A 15433-nucleotide genomic window follows, 5' to 3' on the forward strand; every position below is an offset into this window, starting at 1 on the left:
TCGCCCTTCTCTTTCACCACGGGCGGGAAACGGTCACGCCGGTCCCGGCGGTCCCAGGCGGTCCCGCAGCAGGCGGTTTACCATCTGGGGGTTGGCCTTTCCCCGGGTGGCCTTCATCACCTGTCCCACCAGGAACCCCAGCGCCTTCTCCTTGCCCTTGCGGTAGTCTGCTACCACCGCAGGGTTACCCGCGACGGCTTCCTCCACCGCCCGATCGATGAAGGCCTCGTCGCTCACCTGCTCCAGACCTTTCTCCCTGACGATTTCGGCTGCGGGGCGCCCCGTCTCGCACATCACCCCAAATACCTGCTTGGCCACCCGCGTGTTGATGGTGCCCCGCTCCACCATCCTCAGCAACTCCGCCAGGTGCCCCGGTCGCACCGGGATATCTTCGGGCTCCAGACCGTGCTCGTTCAGGTAGCGCCGTACCTCTCCCATCACCCAGTTGGACACCGCCTTGGGCTGGGGATAGGCGCTTACCGCCTCCTCGAAGAACTCTGCCAGACCCCGGGAGGCGGTGATCACAGCGGCATCGTACGGGGGCAGGCCCAGCTCGCGCACGTACCGCTCCCGGCGGGCATCGGGCAACTCGGGCAGGGATCGCCGGACCTCTTCTATCCAGGTGGGATCCAGCACCAGCGGCGGCAGGTCCGGGTCCGGGAAATACCGGTAATCATGGGCGTATTCCTTGGTGCGCAGGGTGCGGGTGCGGCCCGCCCCCTCATCCCAGTGGCGGGTCTCCTGCTCCACCTCGCCGCCCGCTTCCAGCAACTGCACCTGGCGCCATATCTCGTAAGCCAGCGCCCTCTCCACGGCGCGGAAGGAGTTCACGTTCTTGACCTCGGTGCGCGTACCGGCCCGCTCACCGGGCCGCCGCACCGAGACATTGATGTCGCAGCGCAGGGACCCCTCCTCCATGCGGCAGTCGGACACCCCGCAGTACTGCATGATGGCCTTCAGCTTCTCCAGGTACAGCCGCGCTTCCTCCGGGGTGCTGAGATCGGGCTCGGAGACGATCTCCGCCAGGGGGATGCCCGCCCGGTTGAAGTCCACCAGGGAGTAACGGGCCGTCACGATGTCGTCGGCGGCATGCATGGACTTGCCCGTGTCCTCTTCCAGGTGGAGCCGGCGGATGCGTATCTTCCTGGACCCTTCCGCCGCCGGGATCTCGAGATATCCGTCTCCGGCCAGGGGCAGGTCGTACTGGGATATCTGGTAGTTCTTGGGCATGTCCGGGTAAAAGTAGTTCTTGCGGTCAAACTTACTGTAAGTCGCCACCCGGCAGTTGAGGGCCAGGGCAGCCTTCACCGCCAGTTCCACCGCCTGCCGGTTGGGGACGGGGAGCACGCCGGGGAGACCCAGGCAAACCGGGCACACCTGGCCGTTGGGCGGGGCGCCAAATCGCGTGGGGCAGGGGCAGAACATCTTGGAAGCGGTGGCCAGCTCCACGTGCACCTCCAGGCCTATCACGGCCTCCCATCCCGCCGGTACTCCCGATTCCCGACCGCCCCCACTTAACTCGCTCAACGTCACTCACCTCTCCCCACCAGGACCGTCCCCCGGCACCGGCGTCCTCCCCGCACGCGCCCCGCCGTCCTCATGGGGTGACCTCCTGGCGCCAGGGGGCTCCGCCGGTGGCCTGCTCAAAGGCCCACGCCGCCTGCAGGATGAGGCCTTCCGCGAAGGGCGGCCCCATGATCTGCAGGCCTACCGGCAAACCCTCGCTCTGGCCGCAGGGGATGGATATGGCGGGGATACCGGCCAGGTTGACGGGGATGGTACACACGTCAGCCATATACATGCTGAGGGGGTCATCCGTCCGCTCCCCCAGGCGGAAGGCCACTGTGGGCGAGGTGGGGGCGACCAGCAAATCGTAACGCGCAAAGGCCTGCTCGAAGTCCCGCCTGACCAGGGTCCTCACCTTCTGGGCCTTCAGGTAGTACGCATCATAGTAGCCCGCGGAGAGTGCGTAAGTGCCCAGCATGATGCGCCGGCGCACCTCCGGCCCGAACCCGCGACGCCGGGTGCGGGAGTACATGGCGGTGATGTCGCCACCCTCCACCCGCAGCCCATAGCGCACCCCGTCGTAGCGGGCCAGGTTGGAAGACGCTTCGGCCGGAGCCACCAGGTAGTACACTGCCAGGGCGTAGTCGGTATGAGGGAGGGAGCACTCCTCCACGGCGCACCCCAGATCGGCCAGCGCCCCCAGGGCCGCCCGCACGGCCTCCCTCACCCCGGGCTCGATACCCTCTCCCATGTACTCCCGGGGTACCCCCAGCCGCAGCCCGCGCACGTCCCGTCCCAGCACCGCCGTGTACTGGGGCACCGGGACCTGAGCCGAAGTGGCATCGCGGGGGTCGTGGCCGGCCATCACTTCCATCACCAGGGCACAGTCGGCCACCGTGAGGGTGAGGGGTCCGATCTGATCCAGGGAAGAGGCGAAGGCGACCAGACCGTACCGCGACACCCTGCCGTAGGTGGGCTTGAACCCCACCACCCCGCAGAACGAAGCGGGCTGCCGCACGGAGCCGCCGGTGTCGGACCCCAGGGCGAAGGGCACCAGACCGGCCGCCACTGCCGCCGCCGAGCCGCTGGACGAACCCCCCGGCACCCGGGTGGTATCGTGGGGATTGCGGGTGGGGAAGAAAGCGGAGTTCTCTCCCGAGGAGCCCATGGCGAACTCGTCCATATTGGTCTTGCCCAGCAGGATGGCCCCCGTGCCGGTCAGTTGCTCCACCACGGTGGCGTCGTAAGGGGGCACGTATCCCTCCAGGATGCGGGAGCCACACGTCGTCGTCACGCCCCGGGTGCACATGTTGTCCTTGCAGGCGTATGGTATCCCCGCCAGGATCCCGTGGCCGCCTGCGCTGGGGTCAGGACGTGCTGCCGGCGCCGATGGGTGCGCTCCCGTCTCTCCTACCCCGGCACTCTGCCGCCGGGCACGGGCCAGCTCTTCATCGATAAGGGCGGCGCGTTCGAGGGCGCGGTCCCCGTCCAGGGTGAGAAAGCATCCCAGCACGCCGTCCAGGGAGGCAGTCCGGCCCAGGCAGGACTCCACCAGGTCACGGGCGCGCAGCTCGCCCCTGCGGATGGCGTCCGCCGCCTGCGCGATCACGCCCCCTCCTCCTCCCCTTCGCCCGTGCGGGGCACCCGGAAGAGGTCGTCAACCCGGTCCGGGGCGCCCGCCAGCGCTCCTTCCGGGTCCAGACCGGGGGCGGGCTGATCTTGCCGCAGAGGGCTGGCCATCCCCTCCAGGGCATGGAAGGTGGGAGGGATGCCCTCGGTATCGACCTCCTTCAGCTTCTCCATGTACTCCAGGATGCGACCCAGCTGCCCGGCCAGGACCTGCTTCTCCTCGTCCGTCAGTTCCAGCCGGGCCAGCCAGGCCACATGCTCCACCTCTCGCATACCGATGGGCAACGCCCCACCCCCCGGAGCCGGGTTGACCCGACTTCACAGTCTTTCCTATCTTACCACCTGATCACCGGCGCTCACAACGGCCCTGTGTGTCACCGGGTGCCTGTCGGCCCTGCGGGCTCGGCCCCGCACCAGCCGGCGCCCGGCGCCGCGTCTCAGTATCCCCGCCCCTTGTCCACCACATTGCGCAGGGGCTCCCCCGCCAGAAAACGGCGCAGGTTATCGAGGAATATGCCCAGGGCCCGCTCCTCGTAGTCTTCCATGCTGCCGCCCATGTGGGGCGTAATGACCACGTTGGGCAGCCCCCACAGCTCGCTCTCGGGGGGCAGCGGTTCGGCGGCGAACACGTCCAGCCCGGCCCCCGCAATGCGTCCCTCTTTCAGGGCGGACACCAGCGCCGGTTCGTCCACCACCTCTCCCCGGGCCACATTGATGAGGTGGGCGGTGGGCTTCATCGCCTCCAGCTCCCGCCTGCCTATCATCTCCCGGGTCTCGGTCGTGAGGGGAACGCAGAGCACCACCCAGTCGGCCCGGCCCAGCAGCCGGAGCAGCGAGTCCGGTCCCCCCACCTCCTTCAGCCCCGGTGCCGCGTCCGCCGGGCCACCGCCTCCGGGATGAGCTGTACGCCTCACGGCCAGCACCCGCATGCCGAAGGCCAGACCTTTTCTGGCCACCTCGGTCCCGACCGCCCCCAGGCCCACCACCAGCAGCGCGCCCCCGGCCAGGACCCGGCCCTCCCGCCTTTGCCAGCGGCGGTCCCGCCGGTCCTCCCAGAACTCGGGCAGCCGGCGGGCCAGGGCGAGCATGAGGGCGAAGGCATGCTCGGACAGGGAATGGGCGTGTAACCCCCGGGAGCAGGTCACCGCCACCGGCCCGGACACCAGTTCCGGGGTGAGCAGCCTGTCCACCCCCGCGGCCGGGGCATGAACCCACTTCAGCTGCCGGGCCCGGGCGGCGGCACCAGCGCTCAGACGGGTCCCGTAGATCACGTCAGCTTCTTCGACCAGGGCTTCCGCCTCTTCCCTCGTGGGCGCACGGAGCACCCTGATCCCGGGCGCCACCGCCTCGATGGCCGCCACGCCCTCATCGCTCAGCCGGCTCAAGGCCAGGATCTTCAACTGCTCCACACGATCCCCCCTAACGTCGGCGGTAATAGAACGCGTGCTGGCGTACGTAGGCCGGGTAGAGCCGGCCGGTGCGAAAGGCCTCGGCCAGATCGGAGGCAGGCTGACCCGACTGGATGGCCGCCATGACCACCCCGGACCAGGCCAGGTCGCCCACGAAAATGGCGCCCACCGGCCGGTCTCCCTGCAGGACCAGCTTGCGGTAGAAGCCGGGACCCCGCACCTTCACCTCCCGGTAGCCGTTGCCCCGAGGGCTCACCACACCTCCGCTGGCGATGCCGGTCTCACCCAGGCACAGTACGTTCCGCCCTATTCCTCCCCAGAAGCACTCGCACGGCCCTCTTACCATGTTGGCCCCCGCTACCCGCCCCTGGGCCACCGCATTGGGCCAGAGGGCATTGACGCGCGGCTCCCCGCGGGACGGATCGTATACCTCGGCCACATCCCCAGCCGCGAACACCCCCGGGGAGGAAGCGGCCATGTGCTCGTCGCAGAGGACGCCGCGGTTGATCTCCAGACCCAGGCGACGGGCCAGCTCGAGCCGCGGCCTGACGCCCTTGCCGACCACCACCAGGGCGCAGGGAACAGGTCGCCCGTCGGAAAGGTAGGCCACCAGACCATCTCCCGCCCGCGCAAGGCCCGCCACGTCCACTCCGGTGAGGACAGTGACCCCGTGGCGGGCCAGCATCTCCCCCACCAGGTGACCCGCCTCCTCATCGAGAGCCTGCGAGAGCACGCGCGGGGAAGACACGGCCATGACAACCCGCATCCCGAGGCCGAGCAGGCCTTCGGTGGCCTTGAAGCCGATCATGCCCCCGCCCACCACCAGGGCGGTTTCCCCCGGCCGGGCCCGAGCCAGAATGGCCCGGGCGTCCGCCAGGGTGCGCAGGTTGAACACCCCGGCCAGGTCGGCACCGGGAGCATCGAGTCGCACGGGTTCGGAACCGGTGGCCAGGAGCAGCCGATCCCACGCCAGCGCAGTACCGCCCTCCAGTTCCACCCACCCCTCCTCACCGTCGCGCCCGGCGGCCACTGCCTTCCGACCGGCAAGGAGGGTGATGCCCCGGGCGTGGTACTCGCCGGCCCGGGCCAGGAAGACATCTTCCTCTGAGACGCGGCCCGCGATGAAATAAGAGGTCAATACCCGGGAATAGAAGGGATGGGGCTCGTCGGTCACCACGGTCACCTGCGCCTGGGGGTCAAGTAACCGGATGGTGGAGGCAGCCGTGTAACCGGCCGCCCCGTTCCCGACGATGACGTGGCGCACGAGTATCGCCTCCCGCCTCCGCCCCCGCCGCGGTCACCGCCGGCAACGGGCGGGATGATGGTCACCGTGTCCCCGGCCCGCAGGGGGGTATCCGCGCCCTGCAGGAACCGCACGTTACGTCCGTTCACCAGGACAGCGACGGCCTCCTGCACCTCGCCCGCCGGCGTGAGCAGGCGGCGGGCCAGGGGCTCCCCGAACCTGTTCACCAGGAAGGACAGCACCTCCCGCACCGAAGAGGCCTCCACGGTGAGGCGGGGGGTGCCCGTCACTTCCCTGAAGGTGGCGAAGACCTGCACCTGGACGGCCGGTACGGCCACCCCTCCCCCGGCAATGGGGGGAAAGATCCCGATCTCATCTCCCTCGCGCAGGATCAGGCCGGGCTGTTCCCGCCTGCCGTTCACGAACGCCTGCTTGACTTCCTGGGGCGGCATTCCCAGGCGGGCGTAAAGGTCAGCAAGGGTGCTGCCCGGCGGAAGCTCCAGGGTAAAGGCTCCGCGCTCGCTGCCTCCCGGGGCGTAATCCCTTAGCGAGGCGTACAGCCGCACTCGTACGACGGGCATGGTCAAACCTCCAGCGGCGGGGGGTTGCTTCTTACGGCAACCCCCCGCGGGTGGTCATCCTCGTCAGGGCACGGCTCCAGCCCGGGTGGGCTCACCGGCTCTTCTCCAGCAAGACCGCCACCCGGTCCAGTTCCTCATCGGGTACGTCGTATACCCGGTTGTGAGGTGGGAGCAGCTCGTAGCGCATGAACTCGGGCGGCCGGTCATGAGCCCGGGTGAGTCCTGCTTCCTGGTTGAACCTGCGCTCCTCGAGCACGATCTGGGCGCCGGTGGCGGCGGCGTCGGCCGTGGACCAGGTGGTTCCCAGCACGCCGTTGCAGGTCTCCACCACACCCTCGAATCCGCTGGGGATATCCAGGATGGCGAACGCGATGAACAGGCAGTATCCCGTGCTGTCGACGAAGGCGGTGGCCGCCTGCAGGTTTGCGGATATCTCCACCTTCCCCTCGGCAAGGAGCGGGTCCGCCTTCCCGCCCACCGACAGGATCTCAGGGGCGATGGTGTACCCGGCAGTGTGATCGGCACCCATGGGGGAAGTCAGGTAGGTGACGCCGATTCCCTTGACCGCGCGGGGTTCGTAGGCCGGCATACCCTGGCCCTTCGCCACGGGCACGCGGGTGACCCCGAATGCCCTCCCGGTGAATGCCGCTCCGTTCCCCAGAATGCGTCCCAGTGGCGTTCCCCGGGCGCATTCTCTCAACAGGTCTATGGCGGCCCTGCCGTTACCGAAGGGGATGAGCCCCGCCTCCATGGCTACGGCCAGCGTGACACCCGCTTCGATGGTATCCAGGCCGCTGTCGTTGCAGACCCAGATCAGCTCGGCGATGGCGTCCAGGTCATCTATCCCGCAATTGGCGCCCAGGGCCCACACCGACTCGTACTCCAGGCAGGAGACGTGCTCAGAGCCATCCGGGCGCGACCAGATGTTGCTGCACTGGATGACGCAGCCCGGGTGGCAGCCATGGCCCGTCTTGCCCCGGCCGCCCCGCTGCCCGATAGTTTCCGCGATGGTCTCGCCCGCGATCTTGCCGGCCCCCTCAAACCTGCCAGCACTGAAGTTGCGGGTCGGCAGGCCCCCTGCCTCGTTCAAGATGTTGATGAGCACGGCAGTACCGAAGGAGTTCAGGGCACCACCGGGCTTGGTAACCGCATGTTCGCGCAGGGCGTCGGCGAGCTTTTGCCGTCCGGTATGGAACAGTTCCTCGTTGGCCAGAGCCACCCCGGGCGCTCCCGCGTCGTCCACCACGATGGCCTTCAGACCCTTGGCTCCCATCACCGCTCCCAGCCCGCCTCGCCCCGCGTACCGTGACGGCCGGAACTCGCCGTCGTTGAAGCATACACCGGCCATGGCCATGCGTTGTTCGCCGCATGGTCCCGTCACCACAAATCCCGCCTCACCGAACCGCTGCCGCGCACGAGCGGCAAACTCATATAGTCCCAGGCCGGCGAGATCTCCCGCCGGCTCCAGCTCGCCGCCGTCTTTGTTCAGCCTGAGGATGAAAAAGGCCCTCTTTTCCCGGGGCTCTCCTTCTACTACCACCGCCGCGATTCCCATCCTGGCCAGGCTCTGGGCTACCGGCGTCCCCGCGTTGGCCTCCTTGATTCCACCGGTGAGGGGAGACTTGCCCCCCACCGAAATGCGGCCCGAGCTGGGAGCTGCCGTTCCCGTCACAATGCCAGGGGCGAACACCAGGCGGTTGTTGGGGCCCAGCGGATGGCAGGTGGGGGGCACCTCGTCGGCCACCAGGGTCGAGGTGAGCCAACGCCCCCCGCAGAAGCAGTACTTCTCGGGCAATTCCTCCACCCTCACGGTCTTTTCGGTCATATTGACCCGAACCAGTTTACGCACCTCGGCACCTCCCGTTCTCAACGCTGGGATCTTGGCATCGACTGGCTCTCACCGAAACAGGGCTCTACCTGCGCTGGAGAACTGACCGTCCGCGCAGCAAAAGACACCCACTCGCTCTGCGATCCCACCCCCGCTCCCTTCCCATGATTGCGGCAACTGACAAAAACAACGAGCCGCCCAGGCGGCTCCTTTGCAGCACGGCAGGCGGTGAGGTCACCCTCCCACCCTGGCCGGACCTCCGGCGGCTCCGGTTAGGCGTGGCATGGCGGGGCAAGTCCTGGCATCTGGTCGGAGCATCGCGGCTCGGAGCACGACCTATTGGTTCGCCGCCGGGCTTCCCGTTTCCTGCCCGGCCGCGCCGGCCTGGCCCGCCTGCCCGGGCTGCCCCGCCTGCCCCGCGTGCCCCGCGTGCCCCGCCTGCCCTACCATCTCCACGTGCCCCCGGGCACCGGCCAGGGCCCGCACCAGAGCGCCGGCACCCAGCTCGTTGCAATATACCAGCTTCTTGGTGAACCTGGCGCCGGCCTCGCGCACCAGGTCGAAGGCCTTGTGGCTCATCCTCCCGGTCATCAGCACCACGAGGTCGGCGGTGCGCACCTTGCCCGGCAGGGGCCGCAGCGCCTCGAAGCCGCTGTGCCACTCGAAAACCCCACCCCTCTTCTCCACCGCCTGCCGGTACCACTGCTCCTGGCCGTCCCCGCCCACCACCAGAACGCACCAGTCCTTGAGCCAGCCGCCCGGGCACAACTCCTGGCTGTCAGCCTGCCCACGGCCCATCTCCCCGACTGCGGCAGCCTTCCGTCGCCCGGCCCGCACCCGGCGCAGGGGCAACCTGGCGACGGGGAAGGGGTTCTCCACCTGATGCACCTGCAGCACCCGCGCCCACCCCTGCCCGGGCCGGGCCCCGTCGGGCACTTCCACGGTCACCGGGTCGCCATCGGCTGCCCCCATCGCCTCTACCTCTCCGGGGACCAGCACCCACTCGTCGCCTTCGGGCGTCCGCACCACGGGTTGCTCCCCCAGCCGCAGGTATCCCAGCAATGCGCGCCGGGGCACCCGGCCGGCAAGCTGGACTCTGGCCCCCCCGCCCGCCACCGTGACGGCCACCTCATCCCCTTCCAGCAGGCGCAGCCCTCGCGCCACTCCGTCGGACAGGCACATCCGCACGTCACCACTGGAGAACTCCCAGCCCTGCCGGAACTCCACCCGGCCGGCCACCGGCGGGGCTCCGGGCACCGAACGTACGATCCGCTCCAGGTCGGCCACCAGCCTCTCCAGCACCCGGGCCGCATCGGGAACCGCAATCCGCGCTCCCTCCGGGACCGCACCCCGGCCCGTGTCGAGGGATGCCGCCCGGGCCGCGGCAGCGTCTCGCTGCGCCAGCCGGGCTTTCAGCTGATCGATCTGGACATCGCGCGCTTCCAGCTCCCGGGTCAGGAACGCCACCCGGGACTCCAGGTCCTGCACTCGGGCGCCGAGTTGAGCGCAGGATGCCTGGTGCCCCTGGGCCTGGGACTCGGCCTGGGCCAGCGCCTCGGCCAGCTCGGCCACCCTGCCTTGCAGAGCCAGGGGCTCCCGCAGCTCCTGGCGCAACCTGTCGAGTTCCTGGCGCACCCTTTCCAGATCCCCGGTGGCCTCCTGCAACCGGGAAGACAGCTCCCCCTTTTCCTTTTCCAGGCGGCGGGTCACCTCTGCCAGGCGTGCCCTCTCCTGTTCCCGCTGGGCCAGCCTCTGCTCGAGGGCAGCCACCTCCTTCTCCAGGCGGGCAATGGTCTGATCGCGCTCATGAAGCAGGCGCTGCTGTCGCCTGCGCAGCCTTTCCGCCTCCCGCCCGGCCCCTCCCTCCGCCGGTCCCGGCGGCGGCGCCGGTGCTGCCTCCTCCCCCCGTTCCTCCGCCAGGGCACGCGCCCACACGGGAGCAGCCATCCTCTGGACGGTAACCCTGTCGTCCAGGTCCAGACACATGGCGACCGCCGCCGCCCCCCAGCGCTCCGTCCAGTTGGGAAGACTACCGCGAATGGCGGCCACGGGCAGCCCCTCCATCATGCGGCCCAGCTCCCCCACCCGGTCCAGGATGGCACCCAGCAACACCGGGCGCAGGTCCGCCTGGCGCGCCCACGCGGTCGCCAGCTGGCGGGCCAAAAGCCGGGCGGGCGCGGTCTCCAGGCGCCAGCCCTTCACCGGCACCCCCAGGTCCCGGGCCAGCCCCACCAGGGTGCCCCTGGGCAGGGAACCCAGCAACAGGCGGACCTGGACGTCGCCCAGTCTGGTCCAGAAGTCCCCTTCGCTCCCGGTCGCCATCGCCCACCCCCCCGAGCCGCCTGGTTACCGGTTGACTTCCACGGCGCCGGCACCGTTCAGCAGGCGCAGAGGCGCTTCCTGGCTGCTGTCCCTCCCTCCGGAGGAGAGGGAGAGATCCTCCCACTTCCCGCACCGGGAGCCCCAGCGACTGTGCAGGCTCCCGTCTATGTACAGCTCGTTGATCTCGCACAGGTTCGCACAGTCGCGGCAGATGAAGCTGCGGGGCACGCAGGAAAACGTGGCGATGCGCTCCGCCCCCCGGAAAAGCGACGGGCGGGGCGTACGGGTCATGTCCTGCCGGGCAAGGAGCGCAGCACCCAGCGCCCCCATCACCCTGAAGTGTCGCGGTACTTTGATGGGTATCCCCAGCTGGGTCTCCAGGGCGGCCCGGATGCCCACGTTGGCAGCCACTCCTCCCTGGAACAGGACGATGGGCTCGATGCGCTTGCCGCGGGCCACATTGGCCAGATAGTTGCTCACCAGGGCGATGCAGAGACCGGCGATGAGGTCTTCCCGGCGGTAACCCATCTGCTGCTTGTGGATGAGGTCGGATTCGGCGAAGACCCCGCAACGCCCGGCAATGCGCACGGGGCTCCGTGACCGCAGGGCATACTGCCCGAACTCCTCGATGGGAACCCCCAGCCGGCTGGCCTGATGGTCGAGAAAGGACCCGGTACCGGCGGCGCACACGCTGTTCATGTTGAAGCCCACGGGGACACCCTGCCGGATGAATATGATCTTGGAGTCCTGCCCGCCGATGTCGATGACGGTGCGTACATCGGGCTCCACGCGCCGGGCGGCGGTGGCATGGGCGGTGATCTCGTTCTTGACGCAGTCGGCCCCCACCATGATGGCGGCCAGGAGACGGCCGGAGCCGGTCGTGCCCACGCCCTCCACCTGCAGCCCTGCCCCGAAGCGCGACCAGAGCCCGGCGAACCCCTGTTGAATGGCCTCGATGGGTCCTCCTGTGTTGCGCAGGTAAGTGGAGAACAGCACCTCTTCGGAGTCATCGATGACCACCACCTTGGTGGTCAGGCTCCCCACGTCCACCCCTATGTAGTGCGCCATTTCACCTCACCCCGCCGGCCTGCCACTCCGCGCGACCGGTCGGCCACCTCGCTGGCTCGCGGGTCACGGAGCGGCGTGCCCGTCGTCGTTCCTCCAGGAGATCCAGAAAGGCCTCCACCCTGGTAATGATGCCCGCCTCGCCGGTCTGCTCACTCATGATGAAGGTGAGGATGGGGAAGTCGTGCTCGTCCGCCGCCCGCACCAGCACGTTCTGCGCCACGATCTCGGGCATGCAGGTGAACGGCATGAGGTGCAGGACCCCGTCCATCCCCTCGCGGGGCGCCAGCACGGCCCCCCCAACGCTCTCGGTACCGTGGCCGCCCACCAGCTCGCGCAGGTAGGGCGACGCCGCATGCCGCACATATTCTTCCCGCCGCCTCAGGTTGCGGTCACGGAACACGTGCAACCGGAACCACTCGGAGGCGCACAGCTCCCGGTGCACCCACACCCGCTGCTCCACCCGGGTCCCCACGATCTTCTCCAGATCCTTGTTCACCAGGGGCTCGAGCAGAACGTAGATTTCCCCCAACACCCGCACGTGCAGGGGATCGGTGTCCAGGGTGGGGATCGCCTCCAGCTCAGCACGGAAGTCATCCCACGCCCGGTTCATCTCCCGGTAGCTGGAGGCGCGATCCAGGCGGCCCAGGAAGCGCTGGTAGGCGCGATCCGCCGCCCCCCTCTCCTCTTCGAACGCTCGCCACCTGTGCAGCAGGCGCTCCCCCCGGTCGGTGAGAACCACCTTTCGCCAGCCAAAGCGGAAGGCACTGATGATGCGCGGCCAGGACGCTCCCCCGGCCACGTGCCTGACCACGCGGGCGAAGGGAGCCCAGTTGCTACGCAGGGGCACCGGAGAGTTGAAGGCCGGCATTTCGAACCGGTAGCCGTACCGGCCCAGGAGAAGCTCCTGCACCTGGGCATACCATCCCAGACGGCACCTCCCCTTGCCCATCACCATCAGCAGCATGTTTGCGCCCCGGTCCAGCAGGTGGCGCATCTCCCCCAGCAGGGTGACCATGGGGAAGCAGATGAACTCAGGCGCCAGCTCTTTCCCCAGGTCCACCGTTTCCTTCCCCAGGCGGGGGAGCCTCACCACCTCCACGCCGCACTCTTCAAGCATGGCCCGCACGCCCACGTCCAGGCTCCCCATGGTGACCACTCCCGCCTTGAGATGGCGCGGCTCCGGCCCCCGCCGCGGGAACACGGTGGTATGGAGCAGCGGCGACACGCGCAGGGTGCGGCTGTCGCCCACGGGAGAAGTGTCCATGAACGCCTCCAGCCTGGTCACCAGCCCCGCCTCTCCCGTCTGCTCGTCCACGGTGAGAATGAGCAGGGGGATGCCGCGGGCGTCCGCCTCCTCCTGCACGAAGTTCTCCACGACGGACATGGGCCCGCACTCGAAGGCCTGCACCAGCACCAGTTTGTCCACCAAACGATTGCGGAGCCAGTGGAGCACCGCCCCCAGCAGGTGTGCCTCTATGTACCACATCTTCTCGCCCTCGAAGATGGTGGCCATTTCCCGCCGGGCGCTCTCGTCGTCCACCATCTCGGCCGTGGCCACCTGCCCATACTCCCGCAGGCGACCGACCACGTCGTGTCCGATCAGGTCGTAGAGGAGGTAGGCGTGACCGGCCACCCCGATGCGGAGGCCGGGATCGTGCCTGACCCGGGACGAGTAGCGGCGCCGCCCGGGCGGCTCGCGCCCCTCCAGGCGGGCGATGGCCTCCGGGACAGTCAGACCCTGGCAGCACAGGCTCCGGAAACGGGCCTGCTCAGCTTCGCCGGCCTCCAGCGCCGCCCGCACCCGCTGGGGACCCTCCACCCCCAGCCGGGCCGCCACTTCCCGGAAGGTGTCCTGCCAGGCGGAGGGCCGATCCTTGCGGTCGAGCACCGGGGCGAGCACAACATCGTCAGGTAGCCCCAGCCCCACCCTCACCATGTCCGTGATCCCGATCATCTTCGGGCACAGGTAATTCGCCGCATCCACACTCACCATGTAAGGGAGGAAGAAAAAGTCCACCCCGGCCGACCGCAGCCAGGCGGCGTGGGCGAAGCACAGCTTCACGGACACACAGGGTTCGTCCGTGGGGCACGTTTGCATGAGGTCGAGGGTGCGGCGCGAACTGCGTGGGGACACCACCACCTCCGCCCCCAGGGCCTTCAGGAATCCCCGGTAGAAGGGATAGAAGTAGTAATAGGAGAAAGCACGCGGGATTCCGACCTTCGGCATGGCGGGCCTCCCGTCAGACAGACCTCCGCACGCCCCGCCAGAGGATGACCGCCCCCAGCACTACCAGGATCAGGGGCCACCAGGACGCGCTCAACCCCCACCAGAAGTTCCACGAAATGGGCCTGCGGGCCGCATTCCCCCGCTTCCGCGGGCCCAGCTAGCCTGCGCCCATCCCCCCGCGGCCGGTACCCGACCGGTCGCGGCCCGCGGGACTACTTCAGGGCCGCACCACATTGCCTGCAGAACCGGTCCTGCGGCTCCACCGGGCTGCCACACCGGGGACACTGCCCCGCCGTCTCCGGAGTACCGGCAGCGGCCTGTGCAGGTGCTCCCGCCTGCTCGGCCCGGGCCTTCTCCTCCTCCTGCGCGCGCAGGGCTGCTATCTCCGCTTCCTTCCCCTTGATCTTCTCCACGACCTCCTGGGCACGCCTGCACAGGTCCATCACTTGGGCCGGAACCTCCCGGCCTTCTTCGAACTGGGTGTATATGGTCTTGCCGATCTCTTCCCAGAGGTCGTCGCGCTTGCCCGCCAGCCCGGCGATGTCCAGCCTCAGCTTACCCACCCTGGCCAGCTCCTCGGACTCCCGGGCCACCACCCGGGCACCCTCCTTCAGGGTACGGCCCAGCCTGTCGAGGAAATCCTTGGCCATGCCCTCAACCTCCTTCCCGCCCGGTCAGACCGGGTCGGCACGCCCCACCCGGCGTCCGCTCTACCAGTTTAAGGCTAGCTTTCCCCCCTGTCAAACGGTGCACCCCCGCAGCTCACAGCACGAGGAGCCGCGAGAGAAACTCCATGCGGGCCCGGTTCTCGACGTGATCGGCCACCAGGAAGGCATCCCGGATGTCCCTGCCCACCGTGACTATCCCGTGGTCCTGGAGCAGAGCGCATTTGACACCGGCTTTCCTGAAGGCAGCCGCCACTCCGCGGGCCAGTTCGGGGGACCCGGGCGGGGCGGGAGGGACCACGGGTACGTCACTCCAGCTTTCCCGAGGGTCCGGCTTACCGGCCTGGGACGCGAGAGCGGTGGCGAAAGGGGGGTGGCCGTGGAACACCGCTCCGATCTCGGGGTGTTCCCGGTAGAGGGCCAGGTGGAAGCCGAGCTCCGTGGAGGGCTTCCCCGCCCCGCTCAGGACCTCGCCCTCCATGGAGACGAGCAGGAAACTTTCCGGGGTGACGTCGAGAAAACTCAATCCGGTGCGCTTGATGAGGACGGGGCCGTCCTCCGCCACCCGCGCGCTCGCGTTGCCCCCGGCCCCCGCGGTGAGACCCCGCCAGTAAGCGGTCCTGCAGACCCTGGTCATTTCCTTTCGCAATTCACGCTGGTCCACCGCATACCCTCCCCTTGACGCGCCCACCGCATTATCGGGTTCACCGGAGCGGGACGACCGCAACGAGCTCTTCCCCACTTTGTCTCCCGGCCTTGGCGCCCTCGGTGCCGTCTGCGCGCACGATATACTTTTCGATGCTGACCAGGCGCCGGTCCTTCCCCCAACCCCGGTCCCCCCCAGGCAAGGTGGATCTCTGCGCGCATCAGCCAGCAAGACGGAAGCCCCCGCGGGGCGCGTCCCCGCGGGGGCTCTCCAACAGCTTCCCGGCACCGACCTACTCTCCCGGGCGGC

The 15433-nt window shown here is 68.9% G+C and carries 12 protein-coding genes; all 12 read right to left on the reverse strand.

Translation table 11 applies throughout. The features are described 5' to 3' along the window. Nucleotides 1-33 precede the first annotated feature (33 nt). Nucleotides 34-1527, reverse strand: coding sequence for an Asp-tRNA(Asn)/Glu-tRNA(Gln) amidotransferase subunit GatB (gene gatB, locus QME70_11710; protein MDI6895242.1), 1494 nt, complete (start codon nt 1525-1527; stop codon nt 34-36). A gap of 70 nt (nt 1528-1597) precedes the next feature. Next, nucleotides 1598-3091, reverse strand: a complete 1494-nt coding sequence (gene gatA, locus QME70_11715; protein ID MDI6895243.1) for an Asp-tRNA(Asn)/Glu-tRNA(Gln) amidotransferase subunit GatA — start codon at nt 3089-3091, stop codon at nt 1598-1600. 20 nt (nt 3092-3111) lie between these two features. After that, the gene (gatC, locus tag QME70_11720; protein MDI6895244.1) at nt 3112-3408 is read right to left on the reverse strand and encodes an Asp-tRNA(Asn)/Glu-tRNA(Gln) amidotransferase subunit GatC; all 297 of its coding nucleotides are present in this window, start codon (nt 3406-3408) and stop codon (nt 3112-3114) included. A gap of 164 nt (nt 3409-3572) precedes the next feature. Next, entirely contained in the window at nt 3573-4544 is a 972-nt protein-coding gene (locus QME70_11725) for a D-2-hydroxyacid dehydrogenase (protein MDI6895245.1), read from the reverse strand. A 10-nt stretch (nt 4545-4554) separates the two neighbouring features. Then, a complete protein-coding gene (locus tag QME70_11730; GenBank protein MDI6895246.1) occupies nt 4555-5808 on the reverse strand; it encodes an FAD-dependent oxidoreductase in 1254 nt (417 codons plus the stop codon). After that, nucleotides 5724-6368 carry a MoaD family protein gene (locus QME70_11735; protein ID MDI6895247.1) on the reverse strand — a complete coding sequence of 215 codons (645 nt, stop codon included), beginning with the start codon at nt 6366-6368 and terminating at the stop codon, nt 5724-5726. The genes QME70_11730 and QME70_11735 overlap by 85 nt, the downstream gene beginning before the upstream one ends. A gap of 91 nt (nt 6369-6459) precedes the next feature. Further along, entirely contained in the window at nt 6460-8217 is a 1758-nt protein-coding gene (locus tag QME70_11740) for an aldehyde ferredoxin oxidoreductase C-terminal domain-containing protein (protein ID MDI6895248.1), read from the reverse strand. 315 nt (nt 8218-8532) lie between these two features. Further along, nucleotides 8533-10518 (reverse strand): DUF2325 domain-containing protein, encoded by a 1986-nt coding sequence (locus tag QME70_11745; protein MDI6895249.1) that lies wholly within the window; start codon nt 10516-10518, stop codon nt 8533-8535. Between the two features lie 24 nt (nt 10519-10542). Further along, a complete protein-coding gene (locus tag QME70_11750; protein ID MDI6895250.1) occupies nt 10543-11586 on the reverse strand; it encodes an acyl-CoA dehydratase activase in 1044 nt (347 codons plus the stop codon). 1 nt (nt 11587) lies between these two features. Further along, nucleotides 11588-13813, reverse strand: a complete 2226-nt coding sequence (locus tag QME70_11755) for an acyl-CoA dehydratase activase-related protein (GenBank protein ID MDI6895251.1) — start codon at nt 13811-13813, stop codon at nt 11588-11590. 212 nt (nt 13814-14025) lie between these two features. Then, nucleotides 14026-14463, reverse strand: coding sequence for a zinc ribbon domain-containing protein (locus QME70_11760; GenBank protein MDI6895252.1), 438 nt, complete (start codon nt 14461-14463; stop codon nt 14026-14028). A 112-nt stretch (nt 14464-14575) separates the two neighbouring features. After that, nucleotides 14576-15142 (reverse strand): class II aldolase/adducin family protein, encoded by a 567-nt coding sequence (locus QME70_11765; GenBank protein ID MDI6895253.1) that lies wholly within the window; start codon nt 15140-15142, stop codon nt 14576-14578. Nucleotides 15143-15433 lie beyond the last annotated feature (291 nt).

It is taken from the genome of Bacillota bacterium, from assembly GCA_030019365.1.
Classification (GTDB): domain Bacteria; phylum Bacillota; class Sulfobacillia; order JACIYH01; family JACIYH01; genus JACIYH01.

Excerpts from the sequence above, each read along its gene's own strand:
- QME70_11755 (MDI6895251.1), bottom strand. The coding sequence starts at position 13,813 with ATGCCGAAGGTCGGAATCCCGCGTGCTTTCTCCTATTACTACTTCTAT.
- gatC (MDI6895244.1), bottom strand. The coding sequence starts at position 3,408 with ATGCGAGAGGTGGAGCATGTGGCCTGGCTGGCCCGGCTGGAACTGACG.
- QME70_11750 (MDI6895250.1), bottom strand. The coding sequence starts at position 11,586 with ATGGCGCACTACATAGGGGTGGACGTGGGGAGCCTGACCACCAAGGTG.
- QME70_11760 (MDI6895252.1), bottom strand. The coding sequence starts at position 14,463 with ATGGCCAAGGATTTCCTCGACAGGCTGGGCCGTACCCTGAAGGAGGGT.
- QME70_11745 (MDI6895249.1), bottom strand. The coding sequence starts at position 10,518 with ATGGCGACCGGGAGCGAAGGGGACTTCTGGACCAGACTGGGCGACGTC.
- QME70_11735 (MDI6895247.1), bottom strand. The coding sequence starts at position 6,368 with ATGCCCGTCGTACGAGTGCGGCTGTACGCCTCGCTAAGGGATTACGCC.